Genomic DNA, 18,425 nt, shown 5'->3' on the forward strand with positions numbered 1-18,425 from the left:
CTGAAGCAGCTTCTGCCCCTGTTGACGCCGTTGAACCTCAGGCGCTTGTAGAAACTGTCCTTGATGCAGCTGCCGAAGCAACTGAAGATGAGATAACACTTACAGTTTCGAAAGCAGAAGAACATGCGGCGGAAGAAATTCCAGTGCCTGCCCCTGCACCAGTTGCAGAAACACCGAAGGTCGAGGCGTCTGTAAAAGCAGCCCCGTCAATTGCGCTTTATCAGCCGCAACCCCTCCCCCGCACAGAAACGGTTGCCATGCATGGCGATTATGTTTTCCCGCCATGCAATCTGCTGCAGGAGCCACCTTCGCTCGAAGGCAATGTGATTACACAGGAAATGCTTGAGCGCAGTGCTGGCCTGCTTGAAAGTGTGCTTGAAGATTTTGGTGTTCGTGGCGAGATTATTCATGTTCGTCCAGGGCCTGTCGTAACACTTTATGAATTTGAACCAGCACCCGGCGTGAAATCGTCACGTGTTATCGGACTTGCTGATGACATTGCCCGCTCCATGTCGGCATTGTCTGCGCGTGTTGCAGTGGTGCCGGGTCGTAATGTCATTGGCATTGAACTGCCAAATGCCAATCGCGAAACGGTCTATCTGCGCGAAATGATCGACTCCCGTACGTTTGAATCATCGACGTATCATCTGCCTCTTTGTCTTGGCAAAGGTATCGGCGGCGAGCCTATCATTGCAGAACTTGCAAAAATGCCGCATTTGCTCGTTGCAGGCACCACAGGTTCCGGTAAGTCAGTTGCAATCAATACCATGATCCTGTCGCTGCTCTATCGTTTCAAACCGGAAGAATGCCGCCTGATCATGGTCGATCCCAAGATGCTGGAACTTTCCATTTATGATGGTATTCCGCATTTGCTGACCCCTGTTGTGACCGATCCGAAAAAGGCCGTTGTTGCGCTCAAATGGGCTGTGCGTGAAATGGAAGACCGCTATCGCAAGATGGCACGTCTTGGCGTACGCAACATTGAGGGGTTCAATCAGCGTGCAGCATCAGCCAAGGGTAAGGGCGAAACCGTGATGTGCACGGTACAGTCCGGTTTTGACAAGGAAACCGGCGAGCCGACTTATGTTCAGGAAGAACTGGACCTGACACCAATGCCCTATATCGTCGTCATCATCGACGAAATGGCTGACTTGATGATGGTTGCCGGTAAGGACATCGAAGGTGCTGTCCAGCGTCTTGCACAGATGGCGCGAGCCGCAGGTATCCATCTTATAATGGCAACACAACGCCCTTCGGTTGACGTTATCACAGGTACGATCAAGGCCAACTTCCCGACCCGTATCTCGTTCCAGGTTACATCGAAAATCGACAGCCGTACTATTCTTGGTGAAATGGGTGCAGAACAGCTGCTTGGTCAGGGTGATATGCTGCATATGGCCGGTGGTGGCCGTATCGTGCGTGTCCATGGACCATTTGTATCGGATGATGAGGTTGAAAAGGTCGTCAACCATCTGAAGGAACAGGGACGCCCGGATTATCTGGCAACCGTCACTGAAGATGAAGAGGAAGAAGACAGTGCCGCTGATACAGCTGTATTCGATGCCTCTTCAATGGGATCTGAAGATGGCGATGATGTCTATGAACAGGCAGTGAAGGTTGTTATGCGCGATAAGAAGTGCTCAACCTCTTACATTCAGCGCCGCCTTGGCATCGGCTACAACCGTGCCGCTTCTCTTGTGGAGCGCATGGAACAGGAAGGTCTTGTAGGTGCCGCTAATCACGTTGGAAAGCGTGAAATCCTGACCGGAAATCGCGATTGATTATCATCCTGTAAATTTGAAAAAGCCGGAGCATATGAATGCCCCGGCTTTTTCATATGCATACACAAGGGCTTACGCAGAGTTGTATTTGACGCTTGCCAATTCCCTTAATAAGGTTAATAATTGGTTTATTCGCACATTCTTAACCACCGGACGGAGTAGCCTTTCAGGCGACTGCCGTACCCAAAACAGGGAGAATGATCGATGAAAAGCATTATTATTGGCCCAAGTGTAAAGCACACACCTGTAACGCCACAAATATTGCAAAATGCCAAAACGCAGATGCCGAATCCTTCGGAAGATAAAACACAAATCTGTAACGTTTTGCGTCTTTCCAAAGGCGGTTACTCGCATACCAGACGCAGAGTTCAAAAAAGTGCATAATTAAATATCATGCTATTCAGGCGCCGCATCCTGTCACAGGGATGTCGGTGCTGTTTCTTATTTATCAATCACATTCTTTTTCTGTTTCCGCCCTTTATAACAAGGCATATCTGAAGTATTCCAGACAGCAATCTCCCCCGGTTCTCAGGAATAATCATGGCAATGCCCGCTCAAACCAGTTCTACAGCACCAAAAAAGAAATCCGCTTTTTTCCTTGGTTTCATGGCTGTGCTGGGCGCATTGTTTTTCGCACTGTTTTTGAGCCTCGGCATCTGGCAGGTGGAGCGTTTGCAGTGGAAGCTCGACCTGATAGCTCGTATTGATGCACGCATTCATGCCCAACCAGTTGCTGCTCCCGGTAAAGACGACTGGGCCAATGTCAATCAGGCTGATGACGAGTATAAGCGGGTTACATTGACTGGCTATTATCTCAATGACAAGGAAGTGCTGGTCCGGGCACTGACCGAACGCGGATCAGGCTTTTGGGTGCTGACGCCTTTGCGTTCAGATGATGATACAATAACCTTCATCAATCGCGGCTTCATACCGGACACCAAACGTGACCCTTCTTCACGTGCACAAATGCACATTACGGGCCAAACAACGGTCACAGGTCTGCTGCGCATGCCGGAACCGGATGGCTTCTTCCTGCGGCCCAACGACCCTTCCCGCAATGAATGGAATTCACGCGATGTCAAAGCTTTTGCTGAAAAAGAAGGTTTGGGAACCGTAGCGCCATATTTTATTGATGCTGACGCAACATCCAATCCCGGCAATGTTCCCATTGGCGGCCTGACAGTCGTGACCTTCCGTAACAACCATCTATCCTATGCAATCACATGGTTTGCTCTTGCTGCCATGATTGCCGGTGCTGCCATTTTCGTCTGGCGGCATGAGCGTAAATCAAAAAACTAAAGCGCATTCCGAAAAATGCGAAGCGGTTTTCGGAATGCGCTGCCATATGGCAGATTTAGCTGTATCTATTTTGTCAGTGCTGCGCGTTGCCTTCACGTGCAAGCTCTGCTGTTGGATCTCCGGCAAGACGTTTGCGCGCCCTGTCATCCATCAACTCATACCACATAGCGTTCAATACAGCGAAAGCGGCTGCAAGCGGCAGACCAAGAAGCCACGAAAAATACCACATCTTGCTCTCCTTTTCAGATTTGGCCAGAATTTGGCCAGAGTTAGCCCGAGTTAGTTTGAGGCAGGCATAAAATGCCTGCCTTGTTTATTCAGTAGGCGTGATTGCTTTCGTCTTCGATATCACTCTTCTCAACCTTGCCCCACAGGACCTTGTAGACCCATGACGTATAGGCCAGGATAAGCGGCAGGAAGATCAGTGTAACCACCAGCATGATGAACAGTGTCATATGGCTTGATGATGCATCCCAAACCGTCAGACTCGAGCGTAAATCAATCGACGATGGCAGAATGAACGGGAACATTGAGACGCCAACCGACGAAATAATTCCGAAGATTGAAACCGCACCAAACAATATTGGCGCAATCTCTCTTTTCATCCGCAGCGTGAGAAGCACAAGCAATGGGCCCAGAATACCAAGTGCAGGCGCAATCAGCAGAACAGGATAGTTCATATAATTGTCGAACCATGCTGCATGATCCAGTTCCACGACCTTGCGCAGCGGATTTGACGGACCATTTGGCGCAATCGTGCTCGTGATCTTATAACCCGAAACCCACATCCAGCTGATAATACCAGCCAGAACATAGAGAACAGTGGTTAGGACAGCTGCCACGCTACCATAGGAACGCGCGCGTGCCTGAACATCACCAGTCGTTTTAAGTACCAGCCAGGCTGCCCCATGCATAACCAGCATGGCAACGGAAAGCAGTCCGCAAAGTAATGCAAACGGATTTAGCAGACCAAAGAATGTTCCATCATAGAATATCTGAAGATCGCCATTGAACCGGAACGGCACGCCCTGCAGGACATTGCCCACGGCCACACCAAAGATCAGCGATGGCACAAAGCCGCCAATGAACAGTGCCCAGTCCCAGCCCGTACGCCACGCATCACTATCGCGTTTTGAACGATATTTGAAACCGACCGGACGCAGGATAAGAGCGAATAATATGGCAAACATTGCCAGATAAAAGCCCGAGAAGGACACTGCGTAAAGGGGTGGCCATGCAGCAAAGATAGCGCCACCGCCAAGGATCAACCAGACCTGATTGCCCTCCCATACCGGCCCGATCGTATTGATGACAACCCTTCGTTCAATGTCGGTTTTGCAAACAAACGGCAGAAGCGTGCCAACGCCAAGGTCAAAACCATCCATTGCGGCAAAGCCGATCAGCAATACGCCGAGCAGCACCCACCAGATGACGCGTAGTGTTTGATAGTCCAACAAATCGCTGAGTATCATATTCTTTACTCCGCCGGTGCAATGCTGGCAGGTGCGAGCATTGCTTCCGGTTTGCTGTCTGGTTCAGGTCCAGCCTTGATTGCACGCAACATCAGGCCCATTTCGATAATAAACAGGACCGTATAAATTGCGACAAAACCGGCAATCGTCATCAGAACCGTCGAAGCGCCAAGATTGGAAACGGCAACAGCCGTTGGCAGAATTCCTTCAATAATCCATGGCTGGCGTCCAAATTCAGCGACAATCCACCCCATTTCTGCTGCAATCCACGGAAGCGGGATTGAGAAAACGGCTATTTTCAACAGAAACGGATAGTGGTCCAGCTTGCGACGAGCAGACAATACAAAGAAGGTTCCGGTAAGCAGGATCAGGAAGAAACCAATGCCAACCATGATGCGGAAGGACCAGAACAGTGGCAATACACCCGGCACCGTATCATTTGCAGCCTGTGTGATCTGCGCATCGGTTGCCTGCCGTGGATCATCAACATAGCGCTTGAGAAGAAGCGCATAGCCCATCCACTGGCTGTTATCGGCAAATGCGTCTTTCACATCCTGCGGCACAGCGCTGGTATCCTGAGCGGCACGAATTTTCTGCAAGGCATCGTAAGCAATCAGGCCCTTGCGGATATGGCCCTGCGCATTTTCAACCAATTGCTCAATGCCTTCAATCGGCGTTGTCAGCGAGCGCGTGCCAATCAATCCCATGACCCAGGGGATATGAACTGCATAATGGGTTTCGCGTGATTCCTGATCAGGAAAGCCAAATACGGTAAACGAAGCCGGAGCTGGCTCTGTTTCCCACATGGCTTCAATTGCCGCGATTTTCATCTTCTGATGTTCATTGGCGAGATAACCACTCTCATCGCCCAGAACAACAACAGAAAGAGATGCAGCAAGACCAAAAGAGGCGGCCACAGTCATTGAGCGCTTGGCGAGTTCTGTCGAACGGCCTTTGAGCACATACCAGGCTGAAACGCCGAGCACAAAAATCGAAGCCGTTACATAGCCCGCTGAAACCGTATGAACGAATTTTGCCTGCGCAACCGGGTTCATCAGAACGGCAAAGAAATCAGTAATTTCCATGCGCATGGTTTCAGGATTGAAAGCCGAGCCGACAGGATTTTGCATCCAGCCATTGGCGATCAATATCCATAGTGCAGAAAAATTCGAGCCGGCAGCGACCGCATAGGTGGCCATCAAATGCCCGACCTTGGACAGTCGATCCCAGCCAAAGAAAAACAGACCGACAAAGGTCGCCTCAAGGAAAAAGGCCATCAGACCTTCAATTGCAAGCGGCGCCCCGAAAATATCACCGACATAATGGCTGTAATAGCTCCAGTTCATGCCGAACTGAAACTCCATCACGATGCCCGTCGCGACACCCATAACAAAGTTGATACCAAACAGCGTACCCCAGAACTTGGTCATCTGCCGCCAGATAAGCCGTCCGGTCATAACATAGACTGTTTCCATGATGGCCAGCAGCACGGAAAGACCTAATGTCAAGGGTACGAAAAGGAAGTGATAAAGTGCCGTGATTGCAAATTGCAATCGCGACAGGGAGACAATATCGAATTCCATCTCTTTAGCCGGGGAACCGGCCCTCCTGATGTTATGAGCTGCTAGCGGCATATGCCGAAAACAGCCCCCTACTCATTCTTTACCTCAGGGAATTGAGGATTCTGCCAAAAGACGCTTCTTCTTTGGACATCATTTGAACAAAAGCGCCTTGATTCAAAACAATGGCTCGCTCACAAATGCGTGCTTCACGCTGAATATGTGTTGCAATCAGCAATGTACGGCCTTTGGCCTGTTCACTCAGGCATGTAAGCACATCTTCAGCCGTCACCTGATCAAGCCCTTCTGTCGGCTCATCAAGTAGCCACAGGGGTGCATCGGTCAAAAACAGACGCGCCAAAGCAAGCCGTCTGGCCTGACCGCCAGACAGGCCCAAACCGCCCTCGCCCAGAAGTGTATCCAAACCTTCTGGCTGAGATTTCATGAATTCGCCAAGTCCCGCAGCTTGTAATGCGGCATGAATATCCGCATCGTCCGCGTCCGGTTTTGCAATTTTAAGATTGTTGCGAAGACTGTCTTTGAACAGTTCAGTGCGTTGTGTCAGAAGCCGCGCAGGAAGAGCATAAACTTCACCACTCTGAGCATGAACCTCTCCCGCGAGAACATTAAACAGCGTCGATTTACCCGCACCACTTACGCCAACAACAGCAACATGCTCACCTTGTTTTATAGTGAGATCACCGACTGTCAATGCGGCTGCCAGTGCCCCTTCATGCCGGACAATAACGCCCTTAAGCTCGACAGCATTGCCTTTCGCCGGCAAAGGCAGGCTGTGGATCATATCCGAAGCTGCAAGTGCAGGATTAATGCGTCGCGCTGCCAGCACAGTGCGACCAAGTTCCATTGCTCCGCGCCTTAGGGCTGCAAAAGGCTCCATAGAACCAAGAATGATCAAAAGTCCCAATGCCGCAACTGGCGCATTAATAAGCTCTGCCTGCATAAGAAGACCCACACCAACAAGCCCTCCAGCCAGAAGAGCAGCATGAAGGATGCCGAGTTTTACTCCGGTTGACGCTTCGATCCGGTTCAAGATGCGGTCGCTTGTTGCAATATAGCTGTCCGCACGCATTATGCTGGTCTTTTGATTGACCAAGCGTCCTGCCATAATGAGTTCTGTCTGGCCTGCGACCAGATCAATGGTACGTGCACGTAAGGCTTCAGTCCCTTTGGCACGCTGACGCATTGGTTTTTCAGAATGTCTCGCAGCGCGCAGCGGCAGGCCAAGTCCAAAGCCAAGAAGGATCAGCGCGAATATCAATCCGAACGCCGGATGCATTAACCCCAGTGCAAAACCTGCAATGACAGCTGTTGCTAAGGCTGCACCAGCTGGCACGACTACGCGCAGATAAAGAGAGTCGAGCGCGTCAATGTCGGCAGTCAGCCGGAACAAAAGCCGTGCAGGCCGTTTCAATAATGCATTCGCCGCCGCAGGCCGCGCCCAGGCACGAAACAACTTTTCACGAAGAGCCGCCAGAATAGCCAATGTAGCTTCATGTGTTACCAACCGTTCCAGATAGCGGCTTCCCGTGCGTAGCAATGCAAAGAAGCGGATACCTGCCGCAGGCATAAATACATCAAAGATGATCGCAGTCGAAACACTCAAACCCGCAATTGCTGTTGCCGTAATGAACCAGCCAGAAAGTCCCAGCAGGGCAATACCTGCCAGCACAGTCATGGTTGCACAGATGATACCTGCGTAGAGAAGCTTGCCTTTGCTACGGAAGAAAAGGTGCAAAATGGGTCGTAGTGCCTGAAGACCATTCATTCAGCAGCCCTCTTTTGCCAGATTTCCGTTGCTACGCTCATCTTATCAAGGCGAATGATACGATCCATGCGGTTTGCAAGCATCTCATCATGCGTGGAGATTATCAGCGTTTTGCCCTTGGCAAGATTGATCAGGCTTGTGCCAATACGATTGGCTGTTTCATGATCAAGATGAGCTGTCGGTTCATCAGCGAGAATAATATCAGCACTCTGATCGACAGCAACACGTGCCAAAGCAAGTCTGAGGGCTTCACCACCGGAAAGTCCGGCTCCATTTTCACCAATAATGCCTGTTCCCGTAATACCGGCAACATGGTCAAGTGCCATCTGATCAATGATAGAATGCGTTTTATTTGCATCGATATCCCGGCCAAGCGTAATATTAAATCGGGCGCTTCCAGCAAAAATATGCGGTTTTTGCCCAACCCAGCGCATTCGTGAACGAAGCATTGCCGCTGTTTCAGCTTGCAGCACAACGTTACCAATACGGATTTCGCCAGACTGTGGTTGTGTAAGTCCCGCAATCAGGGCCAGCAAAGTGGACTTGCCATAGCCACTTGGCGCGAGAAGAGCAACATGCTCACCCGCTTCAATATCAAGGTTGAAATCTTTGAAAACATCCGGCCCATCTGCATAATGAAAGCTAATATCACGCAAGATGATTGAAGGTTCAGTCCCGGCCATTTTGTTGGACTGCAGTGCTCCCAGAACAGGCATCTCATGAATGGCCAGATTTTCCAGCGCATCTATTGCAGCCTCGCCTGAGGCCCGGTCATGCCAGACGGTAGAGAGGTCACGCAAAGGTTCGAAAAAAGCAGGCGCAAGCAAAAGGATAAATAGCCCTTCTGCGAGGGTGAGCTTGTGCCCCCATGCGCCATAATCAAGCGTTCCAAGAAGATGAAAGCCTATATATACCGCAACCATGGCAACGCCGATTGCTGCAAAAAGTTCCAGAACTGCTGATGAGAGAAATGCAATGCGCAAGACAATCATCGTCTTTTTACGCAAGGCTTCAGCATTATCCCGCAAGCGCGTTGCAGTCATATCCACGGCATGAAAGCTGCGAATAGTTGCCAGTCCGCGCAGCCGATCCAGCAGAAATCCATTCATGTCACCCAGGGCAACAAGTTGTTTTTCACTGGCTGCTTTTGCGCGCCAGCCAATCAAGGCCATGAAAATCGGTATTAAAGGCGCTGCTATCAACAAGGTCAGCGCAGCAATCCATGAGAACCACAGAACCACCAGCAAGATTGCCAATGGCACCAGCATGACGCGAATACGCACTGGTACAAAACGTGACAGATATGGAACCACCATCTCTGCCTGCTCTGCAAGAATGCTGGCGGCCTCACCCGAAGAAGATCGTGACGTATCAAGCGGTGAGCGTTGCGAGAGTGCTGTGACCGCTTTTTCACGCAGTTTTGCCAGTTCCGATCGTGCAGCATCGAAAGCCATAGTTGCGCCACGCGCATCAAGAATGCTGCGGATGCAGCCAAGAAGGAATAAGGCAATAGCTAGATAGTAGATTGTTGCATCAAAGCCGGTACTGGCAAGTAAACCGACACCATAAGCGATAATTGCAGCTTGCGGCAGCCATATGAGCGCGGCCATGGCCTGAAGCCGCGCAGCTTTTTTAAGGAGATGTGGAACAGGACGACGCCGCGAACGACGTTTATCGCCCGGCTTTTCGCTCTCCTGTTGCTCCACTTCTTCCGTATGGGCATGCGCGATTGTCACTCTCGCTTAGGCTCCTTTTTGGCCGCTGTTCTGCCGCGTCCCAGAGCGACAATCCTGTCGGTCGTTTCCAGAAAACGCGTAACCTTGGCACCAAGCGCCAGAAGGCTTGTTAATCGGTCTGTATCGAGCTTTTTAACGTCATCATACCAGTTGGTGAGCCGTTCAATGAGCGCATACATGTCCTTCATGCGCTCCTGCGCGAATTTGTCACCATCATCCTGTGGCTGCTCCATCAGCACTTCACGCAGTACTGAAAGGGTCGGGTCAATTTCCCGCTTTTTGCGCTCCTCGGCGAGCGTGCGCAGAATCACCCAAACATCACCGGGCGTGGTAAAAAAGTCGCGGCGGTCCCCGGGTATGTGCTTGAGCAAGACAAGGTTCCAGCCTTGCAGCTCGCGGATACCCATTGACACATTGGAGCGCGATACACCGAGCGCTTCAACAATATCGTCTGCGCATAGAGGTTCAGACGACAGATAAAGCAGCGCATAAATCTGACCAACCGTACGGTTGATACCCCAGCGGCTGCCCATCTCTCCAAAGTGGAGTACAAACGACTGAACAATTGGCGATAATTCCAAATCTTCTCTCCCGTAAATTCTGAAATTTCAGAAATTACTGAAATCCAGATAATTTAAATTGGCCGATCCTTCAATCCTCATGTCTGGATGCAAGGCGCATATGGACAATTGGCCGCAGCCCTCAGCACTCCTCCAAATGCCTCAGGCCAATGCTTCCAACCATCAATTCTGGTCGGAAGTAGAAGGAAGCTCTTTGCTATCCTGCGTTTGATCACGATGAATCACTGCACGACTTAACAACATGAGCGTTACCGGGGTTGTGACGACCACAAACACGGTAATTAATACTTCATGCAAAATTGGTCTGGATTGCAAGATGGAGAAAAACATGATGGATGCGATCAAGATTCCACCTGCACCGAACGAAGAACCGATAGTTGGTGCGTGAATGCGTTCATAAAAGCTTTTGAAACGCACAAGACCAATACATCCAACTAGCGTCAAAAATGCGCCGGCGATGAGAAAAAAAGCAATGACAATTGCCGCCCAGACGGGCAGATCGGCAGCTCCGATCATTCGATCACCTCCCCGCGCATCAGAAATTTAGCGAGCGCAACCGTAGCAACAAAGCCGAGTATTGAAATGATCAGTGCAGCTTCAAAATAGATTTCGCTACCGGTGCGCATGCCAAATGTCAGCAGCAACAAAAGCGCATTAAGATAAAGAGCATCCGTTGCCAGCACACGATCTTGCGCCCGTGGGCCAATCAGCAGGCGATAAACCACGCAGCCCATTGCAGCGACAAGCATCAACTGTGCTGCCAGAAGCGACCAGAAAAGAATAACTGCACTCATGCTGATTGCTCCTCTTTTAAGATGTCCCTCGCACCGAATATGCGAATAAGCGGCTGTTCATAGCGTTGTTTGATTGTCGTCCGCCACGCCTTGGCATCTTCGAGATCCAGAACATGAATTGTCAGTGCCTTTCGGGCAACATTATAATCCACCCATGCAGTTCCCGGCGTTGTTGTTATGATACAGGCAAGAATTGCCAATGCCGTACGGTTCTCAAGTTCCAGCGGAATGACTACAAAACCGGGATGACGCTGTTTTCGAGGTGACAATATAAGCTTCACAACAGCCACATTTGATGTGAGAATGTCGATACTCACCGCACCAAACAGCCATATCATTGTCGGAATTGAACGCAGATGATTTTTTTGCGGTTCCAGCGCCGTCATTGCATAGCAAGCGAGCAGCGAAATCGGAATCGACAAAAGCAGCTGTGCCCGTGTGAAGCCATTGAGCAAAAGCCAGAATATAATCAAAGCGACGAAGAGCAGTGGGAAAGGCAGAATTTTTCTCATTTTACCTCCACTGTTTCTGCGCCAACACGCGGCGCTTTCAACACACTATTGATATAATCCTGCGGCGAATGCAGCGAACGAGCAGTTGCATCCATATAGCGCATGGCCGGGCCAGCACCGATTGTCAGGGCCAGACACACACCCAGAAGACCGGCAATCGGCACCACTTCCCGCACCAGAACACGAGGAACATTGCCTTCCAGCGAAGCCCAGAATGTACGAATACCGGTACGTGTCATGGCAATGAGGGCAGAGAGTCCGGACAACAATATAAGCGCAATTAACACCCAGCTTGCCGGACTGACAGGCATTGCCAATGTTGGTGCCGGGCCATCACCATTAAACACCGCAGCAAGGATCAGAAATTTAGCGATAAAACCTGAAAACGGAGGGAGACCAATAAGCAAAATTACAACAATTGCAAAACAGGTGCCAAGAATAGCAAGGGTTGCGGGCAAAACAACGCCAACTTCCTCTTCCTCTTCTTCCTCCTCATCATCACCATAGGCTTCTATTGTAACAGCAAGAACGTTAGCCGCCGCATCCTGCCCGCGCTCAACCAGTTCTATCAGCAAGAAGAAGGCGGCAATCGTCAAGGTCGAACTGACCATATAAAACAGGGCAGCGCCGGTCATGGCCGTATTGCCGCTGCCAATGGCTGCAAGCAATGTGCCGGAAGAGACCAGAATGCTGTAGCTGGCAACGCGCCCCATGGCCTGTGATGCGACCACGCCAATCAGCCCGAAGGCCAGCGTCACCATCCCCCCGTAATAGAGCCAGTCATTACCGAACCCATAAGATTCACCCGCTCCTATACCAAACATGAGTGGCGACAAGCGTAGCAGGACATAAATGCCAACCTTGCTCATAATCGCAAAAATAGCAGCAATTGGCGCTGCTGCGGCCGTATAGGTAGGCACAAGCCAGAAGTTTAGCGGCCACATGCCCGCTTTAACAAGAAAGGCAACGGCAAGAATAGCAGCACCCGCTTCAAGCAGCATGCGATCTTCGGCAGCAACCTGAGAAATCTTTTGCGCAAGATCTGCCATGTTCAGAGTGCCTGTAACACCATAGATCAGACTGACACCAATCAGAAAAAGCGATGATGCAACAAGATTGACGGCAATGTAATGCATGCCCGCCTTGACCCGCGCCGGTCCTGAACCATGCAGTGCCAATCCATAGGATGCTGCCAGCATCACTTCAAAGAAAACGAACAGGTTAAACAAATCGCCAGTCAGAAATGCGCCGTTCAGCCCCATCAGCAAAAGCTGAAAGATTGTATGGAAATTCGGACTGGCTTTATACCAGTGCGCCAGTGCAAAGCTCAATGCTGCCAGTGCAAGCACGCTTGTGAGCACAAGCATCAATGCCGCAAGACGGTCCAGAACCAGCACGATACCAAAAGGCGCAGGCCAGTTACCAATCAGATAGACATCAGCCGCAGGGGCTATATCACTGGCAACACCAAGCAATGTGAAAGCGATGACAATCAGGCCAATAATGGAGATCGTGTTGATCGCCATCTTGAGCTTGCGTTTGCGCTCATCAAACAGCAGCAAAAACGCCGCCGTTACAAGCGGCAACAGAATTGGCGCAACAATGAGATGTGACTTCCAATCCAAAATCAATTCTCCTTGCCGTCGACGTGGTCGGTGCGCGTCATACCGCGCGATGCAAGCAGAACAACCAGGAAAAGAGCCGTCATTGCAAATCCGATAACAATAGCAGTCAGAACCAGTGCCTGCGGCACAGGGTCGGTATATTGCGCCGCCTGAACATTGATACCTGAATCAAGCACCGGTGGCGCATTGGTGCGCAGACGCCCCATCGAAAAGATGAACAGATTGACCGCATACGAAACAAGCGCAAGGCCAATCGCAACCTGAAACGTACGTGGACGCAAGATCAGCCACACACCGGACGACATCAAAACACCGATTGCCACAGCGAGAACGAGTTCCATCAGATGTCCTCCTTCGCAGCGGCAAGTTTTTCGACACGGTGTTTACGGATCGACTGATGCGCCAATGCGATCAACATGAGAACCGTTGCACCAACAACGAGTGCGAAAACGCCAATATCAAACAGAAGTGCGCTTGCGACAGGCATTTTTCCGACATGCGGTATATCCGCATACTGAAAATAGGTTGTCAGGAAAGGATAGCCGAAAAGCCAGGCGCCGGCACCGGTCGCAGCCGCAATCAGCAAGCCAAAACCAATCCAGCGAACAGGCAGAATACGCAAGTGATCCTCTACCCAGCGCGTACCAGCCGCGAGATATTGCAAAATGAATGCAATCGCCAGAGTTATACCTGCCGCAAAGCCGCCGCCCGGCAAATCATGACCGCGAAGGATCAAATGCACAGCAAGCACGATAATGACCGGGAACAGCCATTTCATGATGACAGATGGCACCGCCAGATAATCGGTCAGGGTCTCACCCTTTTCACGATCTTCCATCGCTTCATCGTAAGCATCCTGAATTTTCTGCTGCGCAGTTGAACCTGTGCTGTCAGGTGCCGGGCGGAAACGGCGTAACAATGCGTAAACAGTCAGGCCAACAATGCCGAGAACCGCAATTTCTCCGAATGTATCAAAGGCACGGAAATCAACAAGTGTGACGTTCACAACGTTTTTGCCGCCCCCTCCTGTGTAGGAATTCTGGAGGAAATAATCACCAATGCTTTCCGGAGATGGTCTCGTCATCATCGCGTAGGAAATGATGAAAACACCAACACCGCTGCCAATTGCCAGTATGAAATCGCGATAACGGCGGATTCTCGGGCCAAACTTTACAGGAACAGGATCGGGATCTTCAAAGCGTTTCGGCAGCCAGCGCAGACCAAGAAGCAGCAGAACTGTTGTTACAATTTCAACCAGCAACTGGGTCACGGCAAGATCAGGAGCAGAGAGCCAGACAAAGGTTATACAGGTAATAAGTCCGGCCCCTCCCAGCAATATCAAAGCTGCGAGACGGTGATATTTTGCCTGATACGCGGCTCCGATGGCGCAGGCGCCACCCAAAATCCACAGACCCGCAAAGATTGGATCAATTGGTTGCACACCGAGCATACCGGCCTGAATACCGTCCTCAAAAATTGGCCATGCAGCAGCGATAAACGCCAGGACAACCACAATACGAAGCTGCGGCTGAAGGCGTCTTGTACTGAGGAAACTCTCAGCCTTACGTGCCCAGTTCCATGAAACGGTAACAAGCACACGTTCAAAAATACGCTGCCCCTGCAAATGGCGGAACAATGGCGGACCATCTTCACTGGTTGCAAGATAATTTTTAAGTGCCCAGAAAACAATGATACCGCCAATCATGGCAACAATACTCATCACCAGCGGCAGGTTGAACCCATGCCAGACGGAGAGACTATATTGTGGTGTTGCATCGCCCAGAACAGAAGTTACCGCTGAATGCAAAAACGGACCAATGGCAATATTGGGTATGATACCGATCAACAGGCAGAGAAAAACCAGAAGTTCAATTGGTCGGCGCATCCAGTGTGGCGGTTCATGCGGTGTTTTTGGCAAATCATGGGGTGCAGGGCCAAAAAACGTCGAATAGATAAACCGCAACGAATAAGCGACTGTGAAAACACCAGCCACGGTCGCAATATAAGGTGTGAGCGTATCAAGGCTGGATGCCATATGGGTTTCGACGGCTTCGGCAAAGAACATTTCCTTTGAAAGAAAACCGTTGAGCAGTGGCACACCGGCCATCGACGCGCTTGCCACCATGGCAAGGGTCGCGGTGTAGGGCATCGCTCGCGCAAGCCCGCTCAGTTTGCGCATATCGCGCGTGCCGGTTTCATGGTCGATAATACCGGCCGCCATAAACAGCGATGCTTTAAAGATAGCATGATTGACCATGTGAAAAATGGCAGCAACAGCCGCAAGTGGACTGCCAAGACTTAAAAGCGCGGTAACAAGACCGAGATTGCTGATGGTGGAATAAGCAAGCAACCCCTTGAGATCCTGCTGGAACACGGCAAAAAAACTGCCGATCAGCAATGTTGTCAGACCTGCCAATCCGAGAAGCCAGAACCATTCTTCAGTTCCGGAGAAAACAGGCCATAAGCGCGCCAGCAAAAACACACCCGCCTTCACCATCGTTGCGGAGTGTAAATAGGCTGAAACCGGCGTAGGTGCTGCCATCGCGTTCGGCAACCAGAAATGAAACGGAAACTGTGCAGACTTAGTGAAAGCTGCCATCAGAATAAGAACAAGAGCCACCGTATAAAGCGGATGCGCACGAATAATGTTGCCTGATTCAAGAACTTTGTCGAGATCGTAACTGCCAACGATATGGCCAAGCAGCAACACACCAGCCAACAAACAGAAGCCGCCAATGCCGGTTACAGTCAGCGCCATACGTGCGCCATCACGCGCACTGGCATTATGATACCAGTAGCCGATCAGCAGGAAAGAGAAGATACTGGTCAGTTCCCAGAAAACCGCAAGCAACACGATATTGCCCGACAGAACCACACCAAGCATTGCCCCCATAAATGCCAAAAGAAAGGAGAAAAAGCGCGGAACCGGATCTTCAGGCGACATATAGTAGCGTGCATAGATCACAACCAGCAAACCAATGCCGGTAATCAGCATGGCAAAAAGCCACGCAAAACCATCCATGCGAAAAGTTACATTCAGACCATAATTCGGAAGCCAGTCGATCGATCCCCGAATAACCCCGCCATCCGAAACGATCGGATAAAGGCTTGCAGTAATTACAAAGGCAACAAGCGCAATCGCAGCCGTGAACCAGGCAGAGCCGCTTCTGTCAACTCCACGAAACAGACCTGTTACAGCGCTGCCAAGAAATGGAAGAAGGACCAGCAAAAAAAGCATCCTGCCGTCCATCGTCATGCGCCCAAGGCCTCCTGTCCGTAATCAAGGTTGATCCGAAGCAGGCACCGCTCATGAAAAACAGTAACAGAAACGCTCCGGTAAGGTGTCGAGAGGAATCATATGTTCCGATGTCTTTATTATGACCGGCTAGTCACTTTTATGGCAATAGCTTTCAATGGCTTATCGCGTTATTTTGAATCATTTTATTCTGGAAACAACCAGAAAAAACAGCATTCACGATAAGAGCTTAGGGTCAGGCCCCATTAATTTGATGAAAATGGCATCTGAAATGACAAGATATGCCCAAGTATTCAAAGCGAGAGACGTGAGGACCGGGGTGGTTCCCCCGGTTGAGCGGCTCGACGCAGCAGATCGCTCAAATCGCATACTTGGCATTTCGATGTCCGAAGGATGTGGTCCATCCGCCCGCCTACTTCGTCGAAAAGTCTTGAAAATGAACCACATTTCCTTCGCCTTTTCTTATCAAATCCGAACGGATGGCCTCACACCATTCCCGTCAAATTAATGAGTCCTGACCCTAGCAACCGTCCGCTTTCGTCAGACATATTGACGCGGAAATTTTGCAGACAAATGACAATGCTTCGATTTCTCGAATTAGTGATTCCTAACTTTCTATCAGCTTTTTCGACAGCTCTGCTGCCTGAATGCGTATATCGGGTACAGCCGTCACTTCCCAAAACAAGCCCTTTGTGACAGGGCCAATCGCAAATATCGGTCCGGACAGCTCTCCGCGACTATTCACGAGTTGCAAGTCAGCCGTTACATCAAGACCGAGATCCAAAGCATCCGGCTTTCCTAAACCTTGCTCCATCAGGCTGATCAAGGCGGCATTGCGTGTCGTTGAAAAACGCGAGCTGCCTCCACGACAATCGATAATCGACTGAACATCCAGTTCAGCAATATTCACCGCATGGCGCTCACGATAACGTACCGCAATATGTTCGCCTTTGTTTTTCACCGACAACAGATGTGCAGCTCTGACAGTTAACTGGCCTGATTGCCGTGCAGCCTCTATCCGTCTGGCAATTGCAGGAGCCATGCGGTGACGATGAACATCCCACCAGGGTCGCAAATGACGCAGAAAACTCTGACGTTGACTTAAAGGCAATCGATTCCAGATATTTTTACTATGCGGACGAAGCCCATCAATGACACTGCGCCAATCATTACCCTCGGCTTCACATTGCGAAATCAGCATGCGCACCGTACGAATTAGTGCGGTCAAGCCATCAGCGACTGGTAAAGCACTTGCTTCAATCGACAATGCGGCAGACGGGGCATGTGCAGCCGGAAGCAATCCCCGCCGTGATATTGCATGAATTTCTCCTTTATGCCCTCTATCGAGCAGTGAAACCACACTATCCACCATGGACAACCCAGTCCCAAAAATAGCAACTGAATGTTCCGGGGGAATATTAAAATAGCCGTTACTCGACCAGTATTCTCTCACCAAGCGACCCGATGTGGCTATTGCGGTCTCATTGCCGGTCGCAATAATAATTGCATCGGCTGAAAAATTTCTTCCATCACCAGTCTGAACGTTCGGCTGTTTATCAACAAAACTAATGTCCGTAACCTCAGCATTTTCTATAAGAACGCGCGGCTTGTCAGCTTCATGATATGGCTTGAGAAGACTGTTGAGATAGTGGTGGTAGAGGCAGCGGGGCGCAAAAGAATGAGCCTCCCATATCTCATTTGGTGCAGCCTCGGAACTGGTTTGAAGCCATTTCAAAAAATGGTCAGGCTCATCCGCATATGCACTCATATTGCTGGCACGGACATTAAGAAGATGATTGGGATTTTGCGTAGAGTAAGCAATCCCCGCTCCAATAATGCCTGAACGTTCAAAAATTCGTATCTGTATTTGACAAGACTGTTTGAGCAATTGCGCAGCCATCAATATGCCGCTCGCGCCACCACCAATGATAATAAATGATTTCAAATCTTAAACCCCATTTGCCTTATGCAGGTAACGAAACATAATCTCGCACCGGCTTTTTCTGGCTCTCTTTATTTGCTAT

General features: G+C 50.3%; 15 protein-coding genes and 1 pseudogene. 3 read left to right on the forward strand and 13 right to left on the reverse strand.

Translation table 11 applies throughout. The features are described 5' to 3' along the window. Positions 1–71: 71 nt before the first annotated feature. The 3 genes and pseudogenes from FHY56_RS01110 to FHY56_RS01120 all read left to right on the forward strand — a co-directional run. Positions 72–1,781, forward strand: a pseudogene (locus FHY56_RS01110) (DNA translocase FtsK); the annotation flags it as partial. 204 nt (positions 1,782–1,985) lie between these two features. Continuing rightward, on the forward strand, positions 1,986–2,165 hold the full coding sequence (locus FHY56_RS01115) for a hypothetical protein (RefSeq protein ID WP_140903334.1): 180 nt from the start codon (positions 1,986–1,988) through the stop codon (positions 2,163–2,165). A gap of 156 nt (positions 2,166–2,321) precedes the next feature. Beyond that, positions 2,322–3,080, forward strand: coding sequence for an SURF1 family protein (locus tag FHY56_RS01120; RefSeq protein ID WP_140903335.1), 759 nt, complete (start codon positions 2,322–2,324; stop codon positions 3,078–3,080). A 73-nt stretch (positions 3,081–3,153) separates the two neighbouring features. Here the strand turns inward: FHY56_RS01120 and cydX are convergent, their stop codons facing one another. The 13 genes from cydX to FHY56_RS01185 form a co-directional block, all read right to left on the reverse strand. Then, positions 3,154–3,309, reverse strand: coding sequence for a cytochrome bd-I oxidase subunit CydX (gene cydX / locus FHY56_RS01125; RefSeq protein WP_140903336.1), 156 nt, complete (start codon positions 3,307–3,309; stop codon positions 3,154–3,156). An 88-nt stretch (positions 3,310–3,397) separates the two neighbouring features. Continuing rightward, positions 3,398–4,552, reverse strand: a complete 1,155-nt coding sequence (gene cydB, locus FHY56_RS01130; protein ID WP_140903337.1) for a cytochrome d ubiquinol oxidase subunit II — start codon at positions 4,550–4,552, stop codon at positions 3,398–3,400. 5 nt (positions 4,553–4,557) lie between these two features. Further along, complete coding sequence (locus FHY56_RS01135; protein ID WP_328595366.1) at positions 4,558–6,186, reverse strand: cytochrome ubiquinol oxidase subunit I; 1,629 nt, start codon at positions 6,184–6,186, stop codon at positions 4,558–4,560. A 28-nt stretch (positions 6,187–6,214) separates the two neighbouring features. Continuing rightward, on the reverse strand, positions 6,215–7,897 hold the full coding sequence (cydC, locus tag FHY56_RS01140) for a thiol reductant ABC exporter subunit CydC (protein ID WP_140903339.1): 1,683 nt from the start codon (positions 7,895–7,897) through the stop codon (positions 6,215–6,217). Continuing rightward, a complete protein-coding gene (cydD, locus tag FHY56_RS01145) occupies positions 7,894–9,633 on the reverse strand; it encodes a thiol reductant ABC exporter subunit CydD (protein WP_140903340.1) in 1,740 nt (579 codons plus the stop codon). Before cydD ends, cydC begins: the two co-directional genes overlap by 4 nt. After that, complete coding sequence (locus FHY56_RS01150; protein WP_193556742.1) at positions 9,630–10,214, reverse strand: GbsR/MarR family transcriptional regulator; 585 nt, start codon at positions 10,212–10,214, stop codon at positions 9,630–9,632. The genes cydD and FHY56_RS01150 overlap by 4 nt, the downstream gene beginning before the upstream one ends. A gap of 162 nt (positions 10,215–10,376) precedes the next feature. Further along, positions 10,377–10,730, reverse strand: a complete 354-nt coding sequence (mnhG, locus tag FHY56_RS01155; protein WP_140903341.1) for a monovalent cation/H(+) antiporter subunit G — start codon at positions 10,728–10,730, stop codon at positions 10,377–10,379. Beyond that, entirely contained in the window at positions 10,727–11,008 is a 282-nt protein-coding gene (locus FHY56_RS01160; protein WP_140903342.1) for a K+/H+ antiporter subunit F, read from the reverse strand. The genes mnhG and FHY56_RS01160 overlap by 4 nt, the downstream gene beginning before the upstream one ends. Beyond that, entirely contained in the window at positions 11,005–11,520 is a 516-nt protein-coding gene (locus FHY56_RS01165) for a Na+/H+ antiporter subunit E (RefSeq protein ID WP_140903343.1), read from the reverse strand. Before FHY56_RS01165 ends, FHY56_RS01160 begins: the two co-directional genes overlap by 4 nt. Continuing rightward, positions 11,517–13,145 (reverse strand): monovalent cation/H+ antiporter subunit D, encoded by a 1,629-nt coding sequence (locus tag FHY56_RS01170; protein WP_140903344.1) that lies wholly within the window; start codon positions 13,143–13,145, stop codon positions 11,517–11,519. Before FHY56_RS01170 ends, FHY56_RS01165 begins: the two co-directional genes overlap by 4 nt. Positions 13,146–13,147: 2 nt before the next feature. Further along, entirely contained in the window at positions 13,148–13,486 is a 339-nt protein-coding gene (locus tag FHY56_RS01175) for a Na+/H+ antiporter subunit C (RefSeq protein WP_140903345.1), read from the reverse strand. Beyond that, the gene (locus FHY56_RS01180; RefSeq protein WP_140903346.1) at positions 13,486–16,401 is read right to left on the reverse strand and encodes a monovalent cation/H+ antiporter subunit A; all 2,916 of its coding nucleotides are present in this window, start codon (positions 16,399–16,401) and stop codon (positions 13,486–13,488) included. Before FHY56_RS01180 ends, FHY56_RS01175 begins: the two co-directional genes overlap by 1 nt. A gap of 607 nt (positions 16,402–17,008) precedes the next feature. Continuing rightward, a complete protein-coding gene (locus FHY56_RS01185; RefSeq protein WP_140903347.1) occupies positions 17,009–18,346 on the reverse strand; it encodes an FAD/NAD(P)-binding protein in 1,338 nt (445 codons plus the stop codon). Positions 18,347–18,425: the final 79 nt, after the last annotated feature.

The sequence above is a fragment of the Brucella gallinifaecis genome, from assembly GCF_006476605.1.
In the GTDB taxonomy this organism is placed as follows: domain Bacteria; phylum Pseudomonadota; class Alphaproteobacteria; order Rhizobiales; family Rhizobiaceae; genus Brucella; species Brucella gallinifaecis.